At 41.0% G+C, this 21,208-nt stretch carries 21 protein-coding genes; 11 read left to right on the forward strand and 10 right to left on the reverse strand.

The genetic code is table 11. The features are described from left to right. Nucleotides 1-7 precede the first annotated feature (7 nt). Both J7338_RS01805 and J7338_RS01810 read left to right on the forward strand, forming a co-directional pair. Nucleotides 8-823 carry a symmetrical bis(5'-nucleosyl)-tetraphosphatase gene (locus J7338_RS01805; protein ID WP_210795083.1) on the forward strand — a complete coding sequence of 272 codons (816 nt, stop codon included), beginning with the start codon at nt 8-10 and terminating at the stop codon, nt 821-823. Between the two features lie 133 nt (nt 824-956). Beyond that, entirely contained in the window at nt 957-2,972 is a 2,016-nt protein-coding gene (locus tag J7338_RS01810; RefSeq protein ID WP_210795085.1) for a methyl-accepting chemotaxis protein, read from the forward strand. A gap of 88 nt (nt 2,973-3,060) precedes the next feature. On the opposite strand, the gene gltX is transcribed toward J7338_RS01810, so the two are convergent. From gltX to proB, 3 genes are all read right to left on the reverse strand, one after another. Beyond that, on the reverse strand, nt 3,061-4,545 hold the full coding sequence (gene gltX / locus J7338_RS01815; protein WP_210795087.1) for a glutamate--tRNA ligase: 1,485 nt from the start codon (nt 4,543-4,545) through the stop codon (nt 3,061-3,063). Nucleotides 4,546-4,620: 75 nt separating this feature from the next. After that, nucleotides 4,621-4,980 carry a glutaredoxin family protein gene (locus J7338_RS01820; RefSeq protein WP_210795089.1) on the reverse strand — a complete coding sequence of 120 codons (360 nt, stop codon included), beginning with the start codon at nt 4,978-4,980 and terminating at the stop codon, nt 4,621-4,623. 262 nt (nt 4,981-5,242) lie between these two features. Beyond that, nucleotides 5,243-6,346, reverse strand: coding sequence for a glutamate 5-kinase (proB, locus tag J7338_RS01825; protein ID WP_210795091.1), 1,104 nt, complete (start codon nt 6,344-6,346; stop codon nt 5,243-5,245). A 129-nt stretch (nt 6,347-6,475) separates the two neighbouring features. On the opposite strand from proB, the gene J7338_RS01830 reads away from it, so the two are divergent. Next, nucleotides 6,476-7,438: a DMT family transporter gene (locus J7338_RS01830; RefSeq protein ID WP_210795093.1), complete on the forward strand. Its 963-nt coding sequence runs from the start codon at nt 6,476-6,478 to the stop codon at nt 7,436-7,438. Here the strand turns inward: J7338_RS01830 and J7338_RS01835 are convergent. Genes J7338_RS01835 through pdsO form a run of 3 tightly spaced genes read right to left on the reverse strand, consistent with a single transcriptional unit; the run spans nt 7,330 to nt 10,720 of the window. After that, on the reverse strand, nt 7,330-7,926 hold the full coding sequence (locus J7338_RS01835) for a class GN sortase (protein WP_210795095.1): 597 nt from the start codon (nt 7,924-7,926) through the stop codon (nt 7,330-7,332). The two genes, J7338_RS01830 and J7338_RS01835, sit on opposite strands and share 109 nt — an antisense overlap. Continuing rightward, on the reverse strand, nt 7,923-9,944 hold the full coding sequence (locus tag J7338_RS01840; RefSeq protein ID WP_210795097.1) for a marine proteobacterial sortase target protein: 2,022 nt from the start codon (nt 9,942-9,944) through the stop codon (nt 7,923-7,925). The genes J7338_RS01835 and J7338_RS01840 overlap by 4 nt, the downstream gene beginning before the upstream one ends. A 38-nt stretch (nt 9,945-9,982) precedes the next feature. After that, nucleotides 9,983-10,720 carry a sortase-associated OmpA-like protein PdsO gene (pdsO, locus tag J7338_RS01845; protein WP_210795099.1) on the reverse strand — a complete coding sequence of 246 codons (738 nt, stop codon included), beginning with the start codon at nt 10,718-10,720 and terminating at the stop codon, nt 9,983-9,985. A gap of 224 nt (nt 10,721-10,944) precedes the next feature. Between pdsO and pdsR the strand changes: the two genes are divergently transcribed. From pdsR to J7338_RS01865, 4 genes are all read left to right on the forward strand, one after another. Next, on the forward strand, nt 10,945-11,634 hold the full coding sequence (gene pdsR, locus J7338_RS01850) for a proteobacterial dedicated sortase system response regulator (protein ID WP_210795101.1): 690 nt from the start codon (nt 10,945-10,947) through the stop codon (nt 11,632-11,634). Then, complete coding sequence (gene pdsS / locus J7338_RS01855; RefSeq protein ID WP_210795103.1) at nt 11,634-13,766, forward strand: proteobacterial dedicated sortase system histidine kinase; 2,133 nt, start codon at nt 11,634-11,636, stop codon at nt 13,764-13,766. The genes pdsR and pdsS overlap by 1 nt, the downstream gene beginning before the upstream one ends. Before the next feature lie 102 nt (nt 13,767-13,868). Beyond that, nucleotides 13,869-14,027 (forward strand): hypothetical protein, encoded by a 159-nt coding sequence (locus tag J7338_RS01860; protein ID WP_210795105.1) that lies wholly within the window; start codon nt 13,869-13,871, stop codon nt 14,025-14,027. 50 nt (nt 14,028-14,077) lie between these two features. Further along, on the forward strand, nt 14,078-14,311 hold the full coding sequence (locus J7338_RS01865) for a hypothetical protein (protein WP_210795107.1): 234 nt from the start codon (nt 14,078-14,080) through the stop codon (nt 14,309-14,311). 33 nt (nt 14,312-14,344) lie between these two features. On the opposite strand, the gene J7338_RS01870 is transcribed toward J7338_RS01865, so the two are convergent. Genes J7338_RS01870 through J7338_RS01885 form a run of 4 tightly spaced genes read right to left on the reverse strand, consistent with a single transcriptional unit; the run spans nt 14,345 to nt 18,219 of the window. Further along, nucleotides 14,345-14,845: a DUF1543 domain-containing protein gene (locus tag J7338_RS01870; RefSeq protein WP_210795109.1), complete on the reverse strand. Its 501-nt coding sequence runs from the start codon at nt 14,843-14,845 to the stop codon at nt 14,345-14,347. Between the two features lie 8 nt (nt 14,846-14,853). Next, nucleotides 14,854-16,203 carry a sigma 54-interacting transcriptional regulator gene (locus tag J7338_RS01875; protein ID WP_210795112.1) on the reverse strand — a complete coding sequence of 450 codons (1,350 nt, stop codon included), beginning with the start codon at nt 16,201-16,203 and terminating at the stop codon, nt 14,854-14,856. Nucleotides 16,204-16,205: 2 nt separating this feature from the next. Next, on the reverse strand, nt 16,206-16,748 hold the full coding sequence (locus tag J7338_RS01880; protein WP_210795113.1) for a hypothetical protein: 543 nt from the start codon (nt 16,746-16,748) through the stop codon (nt 16,206-16,208). A 1-nt stretch (nt 16,749) separates the two neighbouring features. Further along, the gene (locus J7338_RS01885; RefSeq protein ID WP_210795328.1) at nt 16,750-18,219 is read right to left on the reverse strand and encodes a sensor histidine kinase; all 1,470 of its coding nucleotides are present in this window, start codon (nt 18,217-18,219) and stop codon (nt 16,750-16,752) included. 315 nt (nt 18,220-18,534) lie between these two features. Here J7338_RS01885 and J7338_RS01890 point away from each other — a divergent pair, with 315 nt between their 5' ends. The 4 genes from J7338_RS01890 (at nt 18,535) to J7338_RS01905 (ending at nt 21,203) form a co-directional block, all read left to right on the forward strand. Continuing rightward, on the forward strand, nt 18,535-18,762 hold the full coding sequence (locus J7338_RS01890) for an EF-hand domain-containing protein (protein ID WP_145235406.1): 228 nt from the start codon (nt 18,535-18,537) through the stop codon (nt 18,760-18,762). A 169-nt stretch (nt 18,763-18,931) separates the two neighbouring features. Next, entirely contained in the window at nt 18,932-19,168 is a 237-nt protein-coding gene (locus tag J7338_RS01895) for an EF-hand domain-containing protein (RefSeq protein ID WP_210795115.1), read from the forward strand. Nucleotides 19,169-19,181: 13 nt separating this feature from the next. Further along, the gene (locus J7338_RS01900) at nt 19,182-19,418 is read left to right on the forward strand and encodes an EF-hand domain-containing protein (protein WP_210795118.1); all 237 of its coding nucleotides are present in this window, start codon (nt 19,182-19,184) and stop codon (nt 19,416-19,418) included. 120 nt (nt 19,419-19,538) lie between these two features. Beyond that, nucleotides 19,539-21,203 carry an amidohydrolase gene (locus tag J7338_RS01905; protein ID WP_210795120.1) on the forward strand — a complete coding sequence of 555 codons (1,665 nt, stop codon included), beginning with the start codon at nt 19,539-19,541 and terminating at the stop codon, nt 21,201-21,203. Nucleotides 21,204-21,208 lie beyond the last annotated feature (5 nt).

Raw genomic sequence — 21,208 nt, forward strand, 5'->3', positions numbered from 1 at the left:
TTAAATAATGGCAAATTACGCAATAGGTGATCTACAAGGTTGTTATAAAGAATTTCAAGCTTTGTTGCAGCAAGTTGACTTCAACCCAAGCAAAGATCACCTTTATTTAGTAGGCGATATTGTCGCCCGCGGCCCCGACTCCCTCGCCTGCTTAGATTACTTATATAAACACCAAGATAGTATCACTGTTACCTTAGGCAATCATGATTTACACCTGATTGCCAACTACATGCTAAACAAACCAGCTAACCCCAAAGATAAACTCGCCGCCCTACTGAGCTCAGAAAAGCTACCTGCTTATATCGCCATGTTGCAGCAGCAACCACTCGCGCTATGGCTTAAACAAGAGCAGGTATTTATTAGCCACGCAGGTCTAAACCCAGCTTGGTCTATTAAACAAGCTCTACAGCATGCTCAATTTGCACAACACTGTTATCAGGGACCTGATGCAATTGACTATTTCAAGCATATGTATGAGCAGCACCCTGTGGTTTGGAATGAGCAACTTACTGACTTTGAGCAATTTCGCTATATTATAAATTACTTTACTCGAATGCGTTTTTTAACCCTTGATGAGCAATTAGAGCTGACATTTAAAGGCGGTATTGCTGACTCAAATGCAATGATCCCTTGGTTTAAACACCCACGCTTTAATACGTTTAAAAAGCACATTGTTTTTGGTCATTGGGCTGCACTTGAAGGTGTAACCGATCATGAAAATATCCACGCTTTAGACACTGGCTGTGTGTGGGGTGGAGCTATGACCTTGCTAGAATTAAAAAACAAACAATTATTCAGCGTTAATTCAGCTAATTCTATCTAAATAACCTGAAAAAAAACTCATCTTCTGTTAGATTTAAAGTTATAAATGTTAAAAGTAATTAAATTTAATTACTTAACTTATCCGCAATAAAGCCGATAAAGTCTAATTGCTACTCTCTTTATGGAATTTTTATATGAACTTAACTGTCAGCCAACGTATTTGGGGTGGTTTTATTTGTATCACCTTATTGCTTCTTTTAATTGGGGGTAATTCACTGTTCAGAATCGCAAATATTAATAATTCAGCGCAGCAAGTAAATCAATTATCATTGCCAGCATTGGAACAAAGTTCTGAACTACAGGTTGAGTTTATTTTAATGAGTAAAGCTGCTCAAGCAAGCTTTTATACCACTTCAGCTGCAGAGCTTGCACCAATTAAAAAATCAGTATTCGAACAAAAACAACACTTTGATAAATCTTACTCGCAATTACGACAAGTTGTCAGTGACAACGTTCAACTAAATAAAAGCAGTCAAAACGTTGAACGAACTTATACAAGCTTTATTAATTCAGTAGAAGATTTATTAAAAGATAAAAAAATTCAATTAGAACTCAATAAATCATTACGAGCGCAGCTAGAAACTATTGAGCTTGCTGCGGAAGATGCTAATTCTGTGGTTTTGGATATTATCGATATTGACGGTTTAGAAAGCAGTGATAGCAGAGCCTATCAAGCGGCAAATAAATTAGAGAATAACTTTTTATCTTTGGTGACTAACAGCACCGACATGCTGACAGTTAAAACTCAGAACACCTTAGATATCGTCAAGAATGAGCAGCTTTATTATTTAGAAGAAATTGAGCGTAGCTTAAAGCTACTCAAACCGGTTGTTGAAGCCGCTGAGCCGGGTTTATATAACGATCTAAACAACTATTTTGTTTCTCTTCGCGATAACATTCTCGGCAATAATAGTATTTCAGCTAACAAAAAACGCTTAATTGATGTGATAGCGATGACTGAAACGGAACTCGCTGAGGCAGAGCAAGCTACGGCAACTGCGCTAAAACAACTCAATGAGTTAGTTGCTCAAGCCAGCAATGTTGCTTTTGAATTACAAAAAGAGGTTAGGATCGACGTAGACTCAGCCAACTTATGGACTTGGGTTGGTATGATCAGCGCCACCTTGCTCGCTATAATCGTAGCTTATATAACAGTTAATCGCATTACAAAACCACTGGCAGAAGTTAACCGTATTCTTGATATTGTTGCTAGTGGCGACATGACACAACGTCTTGACGATACCGCTAAAGATGAATTTGGTGAGCTCTCGCGTAGTTGTAATACACTTATCGCCAGCTTACGCAGCTTGATCCAAGGCATTATATCTCGCTCCACCCAACTTGCTGCGGCCTCAGAAGAAACCTCTGCTATTACCGGTGAATCAAGCCAAGCAATTCGTAATCAACAAGCACAAGTAGAACAAGCTGCAACAGCGACAACGCAAATGAGCAGTACCTCACAAACGGTGAGTAATAGCGCACAACAGGCACTTAAAGAAATCAAAAATGCCGATAAAGAAGCGGAACGTGTTAAGGGTATTTCTAGCCAGAATAAATCGACCATTGAGCAGCTAGCTCGTGAAGTTGAATCAGCCTCACTAGTCATTAATAAACTTCATCAAGATAGCGCCTCGATTGGTAGTATTCTTGATGTTATTCGTGGTATCGCGGATCAAACTAACTTACTAGCACTTAATGCAGCTATTGAAGCAGCACGTGCCGGTGAACAAGGTCGTGGTTTTGCCGTTGTTGCTGATGAGGTTCGTTCATTGGCTAGTAAAACACAAGCCTCGACTCAAGAAATTCAAGCCATGATCGAATCATTGCAAACAGGCGCTGAAGCAGCCGTAACTGCAATGTCTAAAGGTAAGCAACAAGCTGACTCTTGTGTTGAACAATCAGACCTAGCCAACGCAGCACTGGATTCAATCACCTCAGCGGTTGCTTTAGCACATGATGTGAGTGAAGAAATATCAACCGCAGCACAAGAGCAACAACAAGTCTCACAAGAGATTAGCGAGCGCCTTGAGTCTATCGTAGCCATTGCTGAACAAACCGCTGACGGCGCAAATCAAACCAATATATCTAGCTCTGAAGTCGCTAAACTTGCCGAAGAACTCCGTTTATCTGTGGATGAGTTTAAAGTCTAGAACAAAACAGATTAAAACAATAAAGCCGAACTCCACGTTAATAAAGTTCGGCTTTTAATGATCATCAAGCTTAGCTAGATTACTTTACCTATGCAGCAGGATACTCGCGATACGCACGCTCAATATTCTTCGCTTGCTTTTTAGAAATACCTAAATGCGCCAGTGCTACACGTAAACGGGCTCGAGAAAGATCTGAGCCTAAAATTTCCATTGCATCAAGTACTGACGTTGAAGACGTTTTACCAGTAATGGCCACAAAAATTGGCTCTAAAAAGTCTTTGATCTTCAGCTCATGGAAAGTAGATACCGCTTTAGCTATAGCAAATATTGCTGATTTTTCCCAGCTTCGTAAGCCTTCAAGCTCCCAGATAAAGAACTGTAAAGCTTGGCGAATTACATCTTCATCGGCTTTACCAGCGGTTAGTAACGCAGAGTCGTAAGCTGGAATACCACCGACAAAATGACCTGCTAAATCAACCATATCTGATAGAGTATTAATGCGGGCTTTCGCCTCTGGTAATACTTTAGCAAGCATTGCCCCATTAAACTTCCAATCTACAAAGCGCTGAATTAGCTCTTCGTTGCTGAAGTTTTCGCGGATCCACATGCCGTTTAACCAGCTTAGTTTATCAACGTCAAATACTGGACCACCTAGAGATACACGCTTCATATCAAAATGTTCAATCATTTCAGCAAGCGTGAACTTTTCACGCTCATCCGGCATTGACCAACCCATGCGTCCAAGGTAGTTAAGTACCGCTTCAGGTAAGTAACCCATTTCTTTATAGTAATTAATAGAAGTTGGATTTTTACGCTTAGAAAGCTTTGACTTATCTGGATTACGTAATAGTGGTAAGTGACCAAGCACCGGCGCTTGCCAGCCAAAATCTTCATATAATTTTAGCAGTTTAGGCGCAGAGTTGATCCACTCCTCACCACGGAAAATATGGCTAATTTCCATGTGGTGATCATCAACTACATTTGCTAAGAAGTACGTTGGGAAACCGTCGGCTTTAAGTAACACTTGCATATCAACGTTTTCCCACGGGATCTCAATTTCACCACGTAAGTAATCGTTAAATTTAAAGGTACCTTCGCTTGGAATATTCATACGTATAACGTAAGGCTTACCGGCAGCTAAGTTGGCTTTAATTTCGTCATCAGTAAGGTTCAAACCACGGCCATCGTATTTAGGACGCAGGCCTTCAGCCATTTGCTCTTCACGCATTTGCTCCAGCTCTTCGCTGGTTGCAAAACAATAAAATGCTTTGCCATCATCAACTAACTGATGTGCATACTTTTTATATAAATCGCTACGCTCTGATTGACGATAAGGACCAAACTCACCACCGACATCAGGACCATGATCCCATTCAAGCCCTAACCAACGAAGACTATCCATAATCGCTTGTTCTGATTCTGAAGTGCTACGTACTTGGTCTGTGTCTTCAATACGAAGTACAAATTCGCCACCTTGCTGCTTAGCAAAACAGTAATTAAATAAGGCGATATAAGCGGTACCAAGATGCGGGTCACCGGTTGGTGACGGCGCAACACGTGTACGAATTGTCATGGTTATGTTCTCTTTCAATGGACAATAAAATATGCGCTAAATGCTAACACAGCAAATGCGCTTGAAAAATGAATATTAAGCCGCAGCTTTATTTAAGTAAGCAATGATATCGTTTGATTCATATAACCAAGTGACTTGGTTATCTTTTTCGATACGTAGACACGGTACTTTTATTTTTCCGCCTTGTTCGAGCAATTCTTGGCGATACTGTTCATTACTTTTCGCGTCGCGCGTTTCAACTTTTAAGCCTTCGCGTTTAATTGCACGGCGCACTTTTACGCAGAATGGGCAAGCTTTGAATTGATATAGTTTAAATTGTGCAGTGAGTTGATCAAGCTGAGCTTGCTCTCCCGCAAGACGTTTTTTACTACGTGGTGTAAAAACAAAATCAAAAAATAAGATCAAACTACCTAATAACCAACGAACTAATTTCATCAACTGAGCCCTGTTTACAACAATTTAAGGGCACAGATTTTAACACAGAATATAAAGCTAAAATAGCATCAAAAAGCGCGGATCCATCTCCTAAAAAGCAAAGCAATCCGCGTTATTTTTGAAAATATAATGCCAAACTCAATACCGCAGTGAAAAGGCCAGCATCAAAGAATAAAAGCTTTAGTCTTACTGTATTATTAAACTATTCATTTATATCCTCAAGACATGACATTAATGTTTTACAATGCTGTAGTTTAATAATCTAAAACAACACCAAATCATCTCGATGGATCACTTCACTACCGCAATCAAAAGCGAGTAACTTCGCTATTTCACTTGAATGACAACCTTTAATGATATCGATTTCAGCTTTACTAAAACGTACTAACCCACGGGCCACTAATTGTTGATCACTGGTGACTAAATCAATCAAATCGCCACGTTCAAACTGCCCGCGCACACCGCGTACGCCTTTGGCTAATAAACTAGCGCCTTGTTGCTGCAAAGCGTTTACAGCGCCATCATCTATCACTATTTGGCCACTACTTTTAGGTCCAGCTAACAGCCATTTTTTACGGCCATCTCTTGGCGCTGTTAGCTTTACAAAGCGTGTGCCTGGTAACTGTTCGCCCATACAATTAAGGATCACATTTTTACCAGCACCTTTGGCTATGATCACTTCCACCCCGGCTCGACGAGCGATATCAGCGGCTTGCAATTTCGTTGCCATGCCACCCGTGCCTAGACTAGTTCCACTGCCACCAGCAAGCTGGCGTAACTCATCATCAATATGTGCCACTTCGTCAATTAATTGCGCATTAACATCTGTACGTGGATCACTGGTAAATAAGCCTTCTTGGTCGGTTAGTAATAATAATTTGTCGGCATTAGCTAATATAGCGACCAGTGCTGAGAGGTTGTCGTTATCACCTACTTTAATTTCAGCAGTTGCGACCGCATCATTTTCATTAATGATTGGCACCACGTCATAACTTAATAATGCAGTTAAAGTATCGCGGGCATTGAGGTAGCGTTCTCGGTCATCAACATCCGCACGAGTAAGTAGCATTTGCCCTACATTCACGCCATACAAAGCAAATAAGCTTTGCCAAATGTGGATAAGCTGACCTTGACCAATTGCGGCAAGCATCTGTTTATCAATCAATGAACGACCACAGGGTTTTAATAATTGCTCTCGGCCAGCAGCCACCGCGCCACTTGATACCAGCACAACTTGATGACCTTGCTTTTTTAATTCACAACATTGGCGAACTAATTCCACCATGTGTGCTTTGTCGAGTTTATCGGTTCCACCAGTGAGTACACTCGTTCCCAGCTTAACCACTATTACCTGTGCCCTTTGCATGCTTTTTACTACACAAAAATATTGAAGGATTTATTTATACCAGTTATCGATTTTTGAACAAGTTAAAAATATTCAATCACGGTGCTGACGTGCTAGGATCGTGCTTTAATTCACTTTAAAGCGATCTTCATGCCGGCCAGTTTATGTTTAATAATCGCCACCTTTTTATGGGGCAGTTCTTTTATCGCGCTAAAATACGCGATCGCCATTTATGACCCTGCACTGGTGATTTTTTTACGCATGTTAACCACATTAGTCATGGCATTGTGCTTATGGCGTTACGTTATTCGCTTTAAATATCATCAAGGTGACTGGAAATATCTGATGGGGATGTCGCTGGCTGAGCCCTGTTTGTATTTTTTATTTGAAGGCCATGCAATGGAGTATACTTCAGCTTCTCAAGCGGGGGTTATTGTATCGTGCTTACCGATTATCGTAGCACTTTTAGCGTTTTTTATGCTCAAAGAGTACATCAGTAAGGCGATTGTTATTGGTTTCACTTTTTGTATTGGCGGCAGTACCTTATTAACTTTAATGTCGCCAAGCTCAGAGCAGGCTCCCAATCCATTACTGGGTAACTTTTTGGAGTTAATGGCAATGGTCTGCGCTGCATTTTATACTATTTCAGTTAAACATTTAGTTGCTCGCTACTCACCATTAACCTTAATTGCACTGCAAGGTTTTAGCGGTAGTCTGTTCTTTGCGCCATTTTTACTGTTTATTGATTTACCCAGTGAAAATCAACATGACCTTGGCGCATTATTAAGTATTTTATATTTAGGCTCTTGCGTCACCTTAGGCGGCTATGGTTTGTATAATTACGCAATTAGTAAGGTGTCGGTGCTCACTGCCGCAGCCTATTCAAATTTAATACCGATTTTCACCCTAATATTATCAGCAATTATCTTGGGAGAAGTGCTCTCTCTTAGCCAATGGCTCAGCATTGGCGTGGTATTTGTAGGTGTAATGATAAGTCAGCGTCATCAAGAATTGGTAGTAGACATAGATAACGCCGATGTAGTTGATGGCAATTTATCGGCAGAGACTAATAATCGTAATTCAGTGCCGGAGGCTAAAGAGTCAAACGGATAACAGGTTAATAAATACAAACCTTTATGCGCTAAAAAATCGTACTGGGACTGATGAATAACCGCAATCCCACGCACTCGATAGCGATCAATTTGGCCATTTTGCGTTTGTAAGCTAAATTGCTCACCCACATTCACTTTTTGTAAGAAAGCAAAGTGAGTGTCATTATGTCCAGCAATTAACACGCCTGCTTGCTCAGAGCCTAGCTCTGCACTAGCTAAAAAGTGACTCGGGGCAAACGCTAAGTTACGGCCACTGGCTCCTGCTAATATTGTTAAGGTTTGCTTTTGGCTTGGCCAATTCAGTTGTGCAGTTACATAACTATCAGCATAAAACCAGGGTTTAACTTGTTGCTCTGGCGTTGTCAGTGCCACTTGCCAAGCCTGCTCTATAAGGCGTTGTGCCAGCCACGCTTTAGCTTGCATATAACTACCATGACCAAGCAACGCCAAGCCAACAATCAACAATATAGCGCCAATCACTGCTTTCATTTTTTCAGTCTCAATACTGCAAAACCAGCCAACAGCACGCAACCGAGTAAAATATGTAGCCTGCTTTGCCCATCAGTTTGTGGCAAACTCATTGCTAGAGCCTGAGGTCGTTGATTAACCACTTGCACATTCTGCTCAGCAACAGTGCTCGATGGTGTCTGTTCAATCGCTACAAAGGCGGTAAACGGACTAAGTAATTGATGTTCAAGCGCTAGACTCTCAACCTGTGCTTTAACCTGCTCTTGCTCGTTATAAAGTAATAATGATTTAATTTTTTGCCGTGCCCACAACCTTGCAATTCCATGAGCCGGTCGCCCTTGTTGTGTATTTAACTTTAGCGACAACGGTCCTTGCGCCGTTTGCCCCGCTAAAGTAACGCCGGCATTATTCTCAAGCTTTATAGCAACCATCACCGGCTCTGAAAAATACAGGTCGGGTAACGGCGATGGCCAATATTCAAGAGCTTGATTTGCCAAATCACTGCTAAGCGCAAGTTGAGTAATTGCAGGATGAGCTAACTTATCAAATAGTTGCTGCATTTTTGGTTGCACGTCACTACTACTGCCAATATATGTAAACGTTCCGCGCCCAACATCTGCAGCTCGACGCATAAAGTAACTATTAGGCGCACTACCGATACCAATCGTAAACAAACGACTATCACCTAGTTGCGCACTAATATGTTTAAACAATGCATCTTCATTACTGACACTGCCATCAGTTAAAAATACCACTTGACGCACATACCCTAGATGATCACGAGCATCTAGTACACCATCTAATGCCCCTTTAATATCGGTGCCGCCATCAGCTTGTAAATTATATACAAAGCGCTCAGCACGGCGTAAATTAAAATCATTAGCTGGCACAGGTTTATCGCTCATGGGCATAATTTGATCGTCAAAGCCGACAATATTAAAGCTGTCGTTACTATCAAGTAACGATAACGCATAATGAAGTGCACTTTTGGCTTGCTCCATTGATTGTCCGTGCATAGAGCCGGAAGTGTCGACTACAAAAATAATTTCTCTTGCTAGACGCTGAGTCTGCGTAAAATGATCATCCGGTGGCAGCAACATTAATAATCCATAACGCTCACCATGACTGAGCTGCTCAGTAAAAAATGCGGCTTGCGTTTGCTCTTTTTGCAGCGGTTTAAACTCCAGTAAAAAATCACGATTCACGGCATGTTGTTCATTTAAAGTAACTTGATACTGACCAAATGCCAGGTTTTCGGTATTAATACGATGATATTTAGACTGAATATCCACCAGCTCTAGGCCAACATCAATATTAACCGTTAGCTTAAACTCGCCTTGAACCGAGCCTGTATTTTTAGTGGCCATGTAAATCGGTGCTATCCAACCCGTGGTAGCAATACTCGCTGATGATAACTCATTACTCTGTGAGTCAATCATACCCTCTGCTGTTGCATTTAATACTCCATTAATCGGATGATAACGCGGCGTTATCGTGGTTGGAAATCGCAGTGCAAATGTACCACTGCGATAATCAATCACTTCCTGGTATTTCAGCTCTATTTGCACTTCTTCGCCAGGCCCGATATTTGCCACATTAGTGACAAACATGTTCGAGCGCTGCTGACGCACCAAAGCGGCTTGTTTACCCGCTTGTTGTGCCTGTTGAAAACGCAGCTCGGCTTGTGCTTTTTTATCAATTTCACCTTTGATCACCCGCTCACCAATGTGCATAGTCATGGCATGAACCGCACTTTCATCGGGCAGCGGAAAGACATAGCGTGCATTAACAGCAAACGGGTTTTCATTGCGATAATGTTGAGTTACCACGACATGGTTTATCAATCCGGTGACTGTCATGGTGGCATCACTTTTTAAGATAACGCCAGGCGCTGCCTTTGCACCATTGCTGTCGAACATAGTTAGTTCTGGCGATGTGCTGGCGTTACTCGCACAGCTAACAAACGCGATGAAGGTAAAAAGGCTTCCCCGTAACCATAAATGGCTACGGGTCAGCACTTTGCTTGGTTTACTCAACATAAAAATCACCCCTTGGCGGCTACTTGGCAAAATGGCGATTAGTTACTCGCGGTTTGGTTATACGGCTGCGTGCTTGGACGAGTTGTTAACGTTACACGGCGATCAAACATGTTTTCTTCATAATTATCGCTATCTGCCACAGTTTGTTGCTCACCAAATGCGGTAGTCGTTAAGCGGGTATGGCTAATACCTTGCTTTATTAAGTAGCTTTGTACATTTGCGACTCGCTGCTTTGAAAGCACTAGGTTAGCGAGCTCATCACCACGTTGATCGGCAAAGCCATTTAAATCCAGCTGCAAGTCTGGCTGGCTTTGTAGTAAATTCACTAGTTGATCAAGTTGGCTGGCAAAGTGCGGGGCAATCTCACTTGAACCGGTTTTAAATTGAATGGTCATTGCCATTAGGTTGTGCATTTTTGCTAATGCAAGGCGTTCGTTATTACTCTCAAGCTTATCGAGCTGCTCACTCATTTGCGCATTTTGAGCTAGTACATGCTGGTAATCATCGGTTTTATCTTGCAGCACAACTAAAGCTCGTTGTTGCTCAGCAATTTTATCTTCTGCCACTTCTTGCTCGCCAATCAAGCCTCCGGCAAATGCACCAACAAAGGCACCAATAGGGCCGCCAACAATACCGCCAACAATTGCCCCCGTACTTAAACCTATCACCGTTTCTTTATGAGTTTCTTTTGCTTTAACTGCAACTGTGTCAGCGTGGGCTAAGTTAGGTGCTGCAAAAATAGTAGCGATGGTGCAAGCGATAATTATTTTTTTCATGGTGTAATCCTTTTTTGCTTAATTACTTAATAGTTGGCAACTCATGGGTTGGTAGCTGCCCGATTTGGTATAACGCCATTAAAGCAAGCTCAAGTGGCAACAAAGGGGAGCAAAAAAGGCAAACTGCTGAGCAATTGTGGCAAAAAAAAGGCAATTGCTTTTTCGCCAGTGCGAAAGCAAAAAAATTAGGTATAGTGCAACTAGAATATAAGAAGGTGCTGTAAATGAAGAAGATTGCAATTATTGAAGACGAACCCGCGATCCGCGAAAATTACATGGAAATGCTCAGCGCGCAGGGTTATCTGGTCAGTGGCTATAGCAACCGTCAAAGTGCAGAGCATGCTTTTAATGACGTATTGCCAGACTTAGCGATTGTCGATATTGGTTTAGGTCATGAAATTGATGGCGGTTTCTTACTATGCCAAACTCTGCGTTCGCTTTCTAAAACCTTGCCGATTATTTTTTTAACCGCCCGCGACAGCGAAATAGATACTGTGTGTGGCCTACGCATGGGCGCTGATGACTATCTCACTAAAGATATCAGCATGGCGCATTTGGCGGCTCGTATCGGTGCACTGTTTCGACGTATGGAAGCACTCGAGCAACCCGCTGATCAAAATGCCTTACTCAATCGCGGCCCGCTCATGCTTGATACTAAACGCATGCAAGTATTTTGGCAGCAGCAAATTGTCGATTTAACCGTAACTGAATTTTGGATGCTGCATTCACTCGCACAGCGCCCTGGGCATGTAAAAAGCCGTAACGAACTAATGAGTGATGCAAAGATTTACGTTGATGACAGCACTATCACTTCTCATGTTAAACGTATCCGTAAAAAATTTATTGCCTTAGATGCGCAGTTTGATTGTATCGACACCGTGTACGGCATGGGTTACCGTTGGGAGCAACTGTAATGCTGCGTTTTGGTTTGCGCAGTAAATTTATATTGCTGTCGTGTTTTTTATTTTTACTGCCTTGGCTTGGCTATGAATACGTGTGGGAAATGGAAAAATTTCTGCGCCAAGGTCAAGAAAAAACCTTAGTCGGCACTACACGAGCACTCGCCACGGCCCTGCATGAGCGCCCAGCATTATTTGACTCGCAAACCAATTTTTTAGATCAAGTCGTCAAAGGCCGTGATCTTTATGCGTATAACTTAAGTAACCCTATTCAGCTTGACGGTAAACTGTCTGACTGGAAGCCTTATCAAAGCTTAATGTGGCACTATGATGAGCGATATTTACAAGGTAATAAAACGGATCATCAAAGTTCGGATCTCTCGTTTGATCATATGGTTGGCAAGTACGAGACGTTTTTATATGCGGTATTTAAAGTAACTGACGACTCGCTGGTCTATCGCGCTAAAAATAGCTTAAGTTTCACACGCAATGATCATTTACAGATCATGTTAAAAAACCCACAGGGGGAATTTAAACACTACATCGTTGCCGCTCGCCAAGATGGCTGGGTTAATGCATTTGATGCTCTAAGCAAAGAGCCAATCACAAAAATTCAAGGTTACTTTATCAGCACGCCAACTGGCTACAATCTTGAACTACGCTTTCCATTAAATATGCTGGGCAATAAGCTAGGCTTTGCAATAGAAGACTGGGATGTTGATAAGGTTGAGCCGCAATTAATGTCCACATCAAATATACTCAACCCAAATGACATAGGCTCAGTGCTGGTGCCCTCCCCTGAAATTAATCGTATTTTAAAGGGCATGGGCCACAGTGGCAGTCGAATTTGGGTGGTTGATAACCACCATCGAGTACTCGCGCAATCGGGTTCAATTCACCATGCCGACGGTGTATGGGCTGATGGCATTGCAGATAAACCGCCAACAACTTGGTGGCAGCGCTTTGAACAAAACTATTTACACCCGCTTTATTACAAGGTACTTACTCGACCCGAAAACGAGTTTTTAGATACCTTGCACGATGTGGCTGCAATGCAGGGCACTCATATTGGCAAAGCCCTGAGCGGCACACCAGCCTCATCATGGCGACTCACGCCAGATAACAAAGCAGTGATCTTATCAGCAGCTTATCCTATTTGGATCCAAGACCACGTAATTGGTGCGGTGATCGCAGAAGAGACTACCAATGGTGTTCGCACATTACGCAACAAATCGTTAGAGAAACTATTTAATGTGATTTTAGCAGTGATGCTAATAGGCACAGTCACATTATTCTTTTTTGCATCAAGGATCTCCTGTCGTATTCGCCGCTTAAGAGATACCGCAGAGCAAGCCATTGATGCTCAAGGGCGAGTAACTGGCACTATTAATTACAGCGATTCAAACGATGAAATTGGTGATTTATCTCGCAGCTTTGCAAATATTGTTAGTCGCTTAGGTGGTTATACTAACTATTTAGAGACCATGTCGTCGCGGTTATCTCACGAACTCAGAACACCCGTTGCAGTAGTGCGAAGCTCACTTGAAAACTTACAAATGCAGCCACAAACTGAACTGAGCCAAAAATACCTTGATCGTGCCAGTGAAGGAGTCGAGCGTTTAGGTAAAATAATCACCACCATGAGCGAAGCAACACGCCTTGAACAAAGCATCCAAAGCGCTGAAGCGGAACCATTTGATTTACGAAACGTGATCAATGGTTGCATGCAAGGCTACCAGCTAACCTATGTACAACAACAATTTAAACTTGATATTTGCTCGCAACCATTACCACTGTGCGGCGCACCTGAGTTTATTGCTCAGTTGCTAGATAAACTGATCAATAATGCCTTAGAGTTTAATATTAAAGGTAGCGCAATAAGTGTCAGCCTTGATCAACATGATAATGTAGCCCTGTTATCTATCAGTAATTTAGGCCCTCTTTTACCCGAAGGATTAACAGATCATATTTTTGATTCAATGGTGTCGGTTCGTAGCCAACAGCTTCAACTACAACCTCATTTAGGTTTAGGACTTTATATTGTGCGTCTAGTGTGTGAATACCATAAAGGCACAGTTAGCGCGGCGAATAATAAAAATACTGATGGTGTGACTTTTACCGTTCGACTGCCTCTAAATAATAATTAAGGATTACATATATACACATTTTGTATAGTTAATGTTCACTTATAATTCAGTCACACGGACATATGCTTGCTACTTAACCAAGTTGATAAGATAGGCAGCTATATGCAAGCGATATTGAAACGTGAAGAAATTGATTTTATTTTTGATTTATACAACTATGACGATAATGATGAGTTGCGCGGTAGCGAGCCAAGCTCTGATACTGAAAAACATGATATAACGCAATCAAAAGTAATTTATCAGCCTAATTGTTTGACCTAAAAGCGGTTTGCTCATTACAATAGCGTACCTTGTAAAAGTACTGCTTAATAATGAAAACTCATTCAGCTAAAAAAGAACTTATTTTATTACCGATCTTACTGGTTGTTATTTTTCTGTGTATTGCTGGGCATTTTTTATTACAAGCCAGCTTCCAAAATAGCAACGTTATCGAATACATGCTTGCAGCGTTACCTTTTGCTATGTTTGGCTTAGTTATTGTCGCTTTTAAAATTGCCAGCAACAGTGAAGACAAAGAGCGTGCAGAACAAAGCGATAACGACTAACGCTTGCACTGCATACTCTCTTTTATTAATTATTTATAAGATATGGCAACCAAACCAATCTGGCTTAATCGTTTGAGATTGCTCGCTCGGGGTTAGCTTGATATGTAATTGACTGTCAAGCAAGTCAATTGCAAAGCAATCATCTACATCATGTAAGTCATCTTTATGAATATGACTTAAACCAGCTAGTAAATCTTCTTTCGCTCTTTGTTTAGCTTCGTCGCTACTGCTTGCTACATATAACGCGAAGTCATGCTGCTCAGCTAAGCTATCAGCACGATACGCTCCTAAATTTACAAAATATAACTGCTGCGATTGAGCCACGGGTTCATCTACCACAGTTACTGCAAAGCCATCAATGTGATTTACCGCCATGTAACTGTCCATGTGCACGCTACTTTTATCACCGACCCACTGCGCTTTTAATTTTGAGTAAGTTTGTTCAATCGATTCTCCAACAACAAAACGAACATCATGCATTTCAATATGGCAGCCCTGAATACGCCCACCTAAATACACCATAAATAACTGCATTTTCTCTCCTAACACATAGTATCAACGTTAATGTTGTGTTTTTTGATCAACTTATAAAAATCTGAACGGTTACGTTTAGCTAGTTTTGCCCCTTCAGCCACGTTACCGCCAGCCATCTTTAAAGTATTAATCACATAATCACGCTCAAATTCTTTTTTAGCATCGTTAAGTGAAAGCGGCTCAACATTGTTGGTATTACTATTAAGTGCACTTTCAACCAGCTGTGCTGATATTACTTCACCTGGGGTAAGTGCGACAACCTGTTCTACTACATTTTGTAACTGGCGAATATTACCCGGCCAATCGTGACGTACTAATGCATGCATCGCATCATTGGCGAAACGCTTTTCTTTTTGTTCCATACGTTTAGCAATGGTAGCGCTAAAATACTGCGCTAATAAACTCACGTCTTCTCTGCGCTCACACAATGCTGGTAATTTAAGATTCACAACATTTAAGCGATAGTATAAATCTTCGCGAAATTGCTGATTAGCAATCGCATCAGGCAAGTTTTTATGAGTTGCTGATACAATCCGCACATCAATTGGAATTTCTTCTTCAAAGCCCACTGGGCGGATCGTTTTTTCTTGTAATACGCGCAGTAACTTAACTTGTAAATTAAGTGGCATATCACCGATTTCATCTAAAAATAAAGTACCGCCTTGCGCTTGCTGAAATAACCCTTGGTGGTCTTTAATCGCGCCTGTAAAAGCCCCTTTTTTGTGACCGAATAATTCTGATTCTAGTAATTCACTCGGTACCGCACCACAGTTTATTGCGACAAACGGACCTTCACTAACATGGCTATGTTGATGAATAGCATTAGCTAGTAACTCTTTACCTGTACCACTGGCCCCCGAGATCAGCACATTGACCTGAGTTGGACCTAGTAATTTAACTTGCTCAAGTAAATGCAGCATAGCACCACTGCGGGTCACGATATTGCTGTTTGATGCGCTTTCATCGGCACTGAGGCCATGAATTTCAATCGCTTTTGCTAAACTATCAAATAACTCATCTTTATCTACCGGTTTAGTAATAAAGGCAAAAATACCTTGCTTCGTCGCTTCAACAGCATCAGGAATAGACCCATGAGCAGTCATCATCATTACAGGCAGTGCTGGGTAACGATTTTGTAGCTGACGGTGTAATGCCATACCATCCATTTCATCCATGCGTAAGTCTGTAATCACAGCATCAAACACATTATTTTTTAATAACTGTAGCGCAGCAATACCGCTTTGGCAGGTAGTCACTTGATAGCCTTTAGATTCTATGCGAATAGCCAATAGTTTTAATAAACTTGTATCATCATCGACCAGTAAAATTCGCGCGCCTTGGTTTTGCTCTGTTGACATTATTACTGCTCCTTAGTTTCTTCACGTAGTAATAGTTGCTGCTCGATGGCTGCCAGTGATGACAGGGTTTCTTGCATTTTATTATTCAGCGCTTGCTGCTGTTTTTTAGCATTGATCTGCTGTTTTATTTGTTGTTTTTGCAGCCAAAAATACTGTTTTATGTCATCTGGCCAATAATAAGCTTGATCCAGTTTTAGCAGCTGCGTTAATACTTTTTCCGGTGCTAATACATTATTTTTACAACTAAAATCAAAATAATTTTGAAGCTCTTTAGCACCAATATAAACCGTTTTACTCGCTGCCACTTGAAAACCACCGCACGACTTTGCATGCCAACCAATGACCGTTTCGGCAGGTGCATACATAGGATCGGTTTTCGGCCTAGGTTTCGGATTTGGTAAACGTTCCCCTTGTGGTGTCGTCACCTTACCCGCTTGTTCAGCTTGAGGGTTGCTTTTATTTACTGGCTGCTCAGTTAACTCACACCCTGCGAGCCCTAAGGTTGTAATGCAAACCACTAAAATGACATTTAAACGCACGCCCATGCTAATTAACTCCTTGGTTTTTATTGGTTGGAGGGATGACTGGGATTTGAATTATAAAACGACAGCCTTGTGGCTCATTATGCTCAACGTGTAAAGTACCCATCAATTGCTCAACAGACTCTTTTACAATGGTGAGCCCTAAGCCACTACCTTGAGCGGTTACATCTTTAGCATTCTTACCTTGATAAAAGGCACTGAATATATGTGATTTCTCTTGCTCTTTAATACCGGTGCCTTGATCGCTAACGCTCATAGTCAAAGTACGACCAGCTAATGACAGAGCAATGTTGACCGCCTGTCCTGCTGGTGAAAACTTTAAGCCATTAGAGATCAACTGAATTAAGATCATTTCAACAAGCTCTGCAGCAATTTCCAGTGGTTGATCGGGTAACTCACAATGCCAATATAAGCTTTGCTTACGCGCCACTAAACGATGTTCAAAATGGCTGTTTATCTTGGTTATTAATTGCGAGAATTCCAGCTCGCTTAAGTCTTCTTTGCTGCTGCGAATCGCATTGTAACTAAGTAAACTATCGATCATAGCGCGCAAACGCACCATGCTCTGGGTAATTAACGCCAACACCGCTTGCTGCTCTTTGTTAATAGGTCCAACGATTTCATCGGCGAGTAAGTCAGTGCCCTCAACCATTGACGCTAATGGTGTTTTCAATTCATGGGTAACATGGCGTAAAAAAGTATCTTTTTGTTGCTCTAATTGATGCAACTGCTCTTGCACCCATTGTAATTTATTTCCTAGTTCAACCAACTCAGCAGAGCCTTGTACAGCTATTTTTTGTTGCCAATGACCTTGCCCAAGCTTATCAATAACCGACGTTAATCCTTTTAAGCGACCACTTATACGCCATAAAAAACCACCACCTACTAGTAAAGTTAATGGGATAAGTGCTATTAACCAATTGATAAATGAGCTTTGTAAAGCTTTTAACTGTTGCTGATTTTTAGTTATTTGCAGCTCATTTTGATCTCTTAGCCACACAGTTTGACGCGCAATAAATTCACTCACAGGAATAAATAATTGCGCATCTTGTTGTCCTTCAGTAACGAGTTGAGTATGCGCTAATTGCAATACCTGTGCGAGTTGCTGCCATTGCTTAATATACTCCCCCGTAGGGCTTATAAAAGTTAGTTCATCAATGCTTTGTAGTGATGATTGCCACTTATCAACAATCAATTCATCGAGTGATTCGCTTTTTAGCACCCAGTTTTGTCGCGTTGCGCGCTCTAAACTATTGAGATCTTGCTTGAGATTATTAAATGACTTGGTAATTTGATAATTTTCACTGACGATTTGTTGAGTTACTGCTAGCTGTTTATTCAGCGCATTTAAAAATACAATCACTACCAGTGATAATGGCAGCAGCGATAACAAAGTACTAAACAAAAACTGGCCTATTAAATTGGGTCGCCAACTAAGTAATGCACTGTACTTTTTAGCGAATGAGGCCACTATCGCTACTCCTTTAGTTAAATGCCTGATTATGGAAGGTGTTACTTTTACACTAGCTGAATCAATAAGAATAATGAATAAGGCGAACTGTGTAGCGCTATATAAAGCGACTGACGCTAAATTGAAACAACTTAACCAACTGTTTTTTAAAAACTTAATCAATACCCATTAAAAGTTGTTGCAAAAAAGACACGCTGCCCGGTCATTTTTTCCCACTTATTATCATGCAAAAAAGTTAAGCCACTGATATTTATGCAATAAAAAGATTGGCATCGTTCTTGTAATACCCGTATCAACCACTGTTTATAAGGAAATAATATGAAAATATTAACACCGCTGTGCTTATGCATCAGCCTACTGCTTAGCTTTAACAGCTTTGCCATTGATGTCGAGGCCACCTTCGCAGAACTTGATAAAGACAGTAATGGCACATTGAGCGAAGCAGAAGCATCTGAAGATGCGGTATTACACGAAAGTTTTGAGCAAATTGACAAAGACCAAAATGGTCAAATTTCATTTGCTGAGTTTAAACAATTTTTGCAATGAATTGTGATAATAACGGCGAGTAATTACCTGAGCAAAAGTTCGCAAAGTTTAAATTTTAAAAGGCTTTAAAGTATTTGCCATAATCCCGGAGGGAATGTGTAAACGGATTTAATGTTGGGATTTAAATTATGGCAAATGCTTTATTCTTTTTGTAGGTAGGATGTAAATAATGAAAAGCATATTAATAATATTAAGTGTGTCGCTAGCCACCAGTTTTAGCGCAATTGCACTGGATGTAAAACAACGTTTTGATCATTTAGATAGCAATAAAGATGGCTATTTAACGCATAATGAGCTTGAACCACAACCACAATTGTTGAGTAACTTTAAACGTTGGGACAAAGACCAAGACAATAAAATTTCCCTATCTGAATTTAAGCGTTTTTTAACTAATAACCTAGATTAACGAGTTTCCCCCAATGAAATATTGTACACAACTGGGACTAAGTTTGTTACTTCTCAGTAGTTGTTGCAGTTTTGCAACAACTGATAATATAGCAGAGCAATTCAAAAAGTTAGACCGCAATGAAGACGGTTTTCTCACTCGTTCAGAGTCAGCAAAAGATCCTGCCCTATGGTCTCGTTTCAAAAACTATGATAGTGATAAAGATGGTAGATTATCACTGCCTGAATTTAGTCTATACGCAAATAAATGAATAGTTAATTCATAAGCATAGTTGCAACTCACAACTATAAATAATTCATTATATTTAATTTGCAGACTCAGTATTCTCTGTTACTGTTTAACTAACAAAAGCAGAAAAAGAATACTAACAATGAAATGCTTACTCGTCTGTTTAATCACTTTATCTTTACCTGTGCTAGCTGATACCACGGTGATCTACAATGCGAATGGTTACACTCCAACTTACAGTGGTCAATTACAGCAATTTTCTACATTGGTTATTAAAGATGGCAAAGTAGTAAAAGTAGGAGACGATAAACTAAAAGCGAGTTTCCCTAATGCAGCAGTATTTGATGCCGAGCAACAGACCTTATTACCAGGTTTAATCGACGCCCACGGTCATGTGATAGGACTTGGTAATAATTTAGCGCAACTCGATTTACGTGGCAGTACGTCGATTGCAGAAATACAAAAAAAACTTGCTGTATTTGCTAAAAATAACCAAGGCTGGATTATTGGCCACGGTTGGAATCAAGAACTGTGGCCTAATAAGCAATTTCCTACTGCTGCTGACTTAGATAAAGTAGTTAAAGATGTTCCAGTAGTACTTTCTCGGGTAGATGGTCACGCTATTTGGGTTAATAGCAAAGCGATGGGGTTAGTCAAGTTAACACCCACTGTACAGTCACCTGCAGGTGGTGAAATTATTCGCTACCAAGCAGGTCAACCGAGCGGTATTTTTGTCGATAAAGCCGAAAGTTTAATTACTGCACATATTCCAACGCCGTCAAATCAAGACGTAAATAATGCCTTAAATCAAGCTGGCCAACATCTGCTTAGCTTAGGTATAACCTCAACCCACGATGCTGGAATTGATAAACAAACATGGCAAGTTTACAAGCAAAGAGCTGAACAAGGTACGTTACCACTGCGTATTGTTGCAATGCTCAGTGCAACAGATCCGTCCCTTGAAGATATGCTCAGAGCTGGTCGCTATAAAGATCTTAACGATTTCATGTCTATTCGCAGTGTAAAAATATATGCTGATGGTGCGCTTGGTAGCCGCGGCGCTGCACTACTGGCCGATTATGCAGATAGAAAGAATCACCAAGGTTTAATGCTCGAAACTCAACAAAAATTAGAGCAGCTGTACACATTGAGCTTTAACCATGGTTTTAGCGCCAATACCCATGCCATCGGTGATAAAGCAAATCATATTGTGTTAGATGCCTATCAAAATGTATTTAAAAAAACCGGCGGGATTTTACTGCGTAACCGTATAGAGCACGCACAGATAGTTGATCCAGCAGATATTCCTCGCTTCAAAGCACTTAAAATCATTCCATCAATGCAACCGGTGCATGCAACTTCTGATATGCATATGGCAGAGCAGCGCCTTAGCTATACACAATTACAAGGTGCATATGCATGGCAAACGTTTTTAAAGCAAGGCTCAGTAGTAGCTGCAGGCTCAGATTATCCAGTTGAACTGGCCAACCCCTTTGACGGTTTGTATTCAGCAATTACTCGCCAAGATCACTATCAACTACCCGCTAATGGCTGGCGAGTCACTGAAGCACTGAGCAGAGAAGATGCACTCAGAGCATTCACGTTAGGTGCTGCATATGCCGCACATCAAGAATTTAAATTAGGTAGTTTAGAGCAAGGAAAATGGGCTGACTTTATTTTAATCGACAAAGACTATTTTAAAGTGCCAGTACAAGAAATTTTTACCATTGTCGTAAATCAAACATGGATTGGCGGTGAATTGCGCTACCAAAAAGCGCAAATTGATAACCAGAGTAAGGCTCAATAAACCAC

Source organism: Pseudoalteromonas ostreae, from assembly GCF_018069805.1.
Taxonomy (GTDB): Bacteria; Pseudomonadota; Gammaproteobacteria; order Enterobacterales; family Alteromonadaceae; genus Pseudoalteromonas; species Pseudoalteromonas ostreae.

What these genes read in the sequence shown, in the direction of transcription:
- gltX (WP_210795087.1), bottom strand. Translation starts at nt 4,545, where the DNA reads ATGACAATTCGTACACGTGTTGCGCCGTCACCAACCGGTGACCCGCAT.
- J7338_RS01870 (WP_210795109.1), bottom strand. Translation starts at nt 14,845, where the DNA reads ATGCAGTTATTTATGGTGTATTTAGGTGGGCGTATTCAGGGCTGCCAT.
- J7338_RS01890 (WP_145235406.1), top strand. Translation starts at nt 18,535, where the DNA reads ATGAAAATATTAACACCGCTGTGCTTATGCATCAGCCTACTGCTTAGC.
- pdsR (WP_210795101.1), top strand. Translation starts at nt 10,945, where the DNA reads ATGAAGAAGATTGCAATTATTGAAGACGAACCCGCGATCCGCGAAAAT.
- J7338_RS01860 (WP_210795105.1), top strand. Translation starts at nt 13,869, where the DNA reads ATGCAAGCGATATTGAAACGTGAAGAAATTGATTTTATTTTTGATTTA.
- pdsS (WP_210795103.1), top strand. Translation starts at nt 11,634, where the DNA reads ATGCTGCGTTTTGGTTTGCGCAGTAAATTTATATTGCTGTCGTGTTTT.
- J7338_RS01905 (WP_210795120.1), top strand. Translation starts at nt 19,539, where the DNA reads ATGAAATGCTTACTCGTCTGTTTAATCACTTTATCTTTACCTGTGCTA.
- J7338_RS01900 (WP_210795118.1), top strand. Translation starts at nt 19,182, where the DNA reads ATGAAATATTGTACACAACTGGGACTAAGTTTGTTACTTCTCAGTAGT.
- pdsO (WP_210795099.1), bottom strand. Translation starts at nt 10,720, where the DNA reads ATGAAAAAAATAATTATCGCTTGCACCATCGCTACTATTTTTGCAGCA.
- J7338_RS01830 (WP_210795093.1), top strand. Translation starts at nt 6,476, where the DNA reads ATGCCGGCCAGTTTATGTTTAATAATCGCCACCTTTTTATGGGGCAGT.
- J7338_RS01895 (WP_210795115.1), top strand. Translation starts at nt 18,932, where the DNA reads ATGAAAAGCATATTAATAATATTAAGTGTGTCGCTAGCCACCAGTTTT.
- J7338_RS01835 (WP_210795095.1), bottom strand. Translation starts at nt 7,926, where the DNA reads ATGAAAGCAGTGATTGGCGCTATATTGTTGATTGTTGGCTTGGCGTTG.
- J7338_RS01865 (WP_210795107.1), top strand. Translation starts at nt 14,078, where the DNA reads ATGAAAACTCATTCAGCTAAAAAAGAACTTATTTTATTACCGATCTTA.
- J7338_RS01880 (WP_210795113.1), bottom strand. Translation starts at nt 16,748, where the DNA reads ATGGGCGTGCGTTTAAATGTCATTTTAGTGGTTTGCATTACAACCTTA.
- J7338_RS01820 (WP_210795089.1), bottom strand. Translation starts at nt 4,980, where the DNA reads ATGAAATTAGTTCGTTGGTTATTAGGTAGTTTGATCTTATTTTTTGAT.
- J7338_RS01805 (WP_210795083.1), top strand. Translation starts at nt 8, where the DNA reads ATGGCAAATTACGCAATAGGTGATCTACAAGGTTGTTATAAAGAATTT.
- J7338_RS01875 (WP_210795112.1), bottom strand. Translation starts at nt 16,203, where the DNA reads ATGTCAACAGAGCAAAACCAAGGCGCGCGAATTTTACTGGTCGATGAT.
- J7338_RS01840 (WP_210795097.1), bottom strand. Translation starts at nt 9,944, where the DNA reads ATGTTGAGTAAACCAAGCAAAGTGCTGACCCGTAGCCATTTATGGTTA.
- J7338_RS01810 (WP_210795085.1), top strand. Translation starts at nt 957, where the DNA reads ATGAACTTAACTGTCAGCCAACGTATTTGGGGTGGTTTTATTTGTATC.
- proB (WP_210795091.1), bottom strand. Translation starts at nt 6,346, where the DNA reads ATGCAAAGGGCACAGGTAATAGTGGTTAAGCTGGGAACGAGTGTACTC.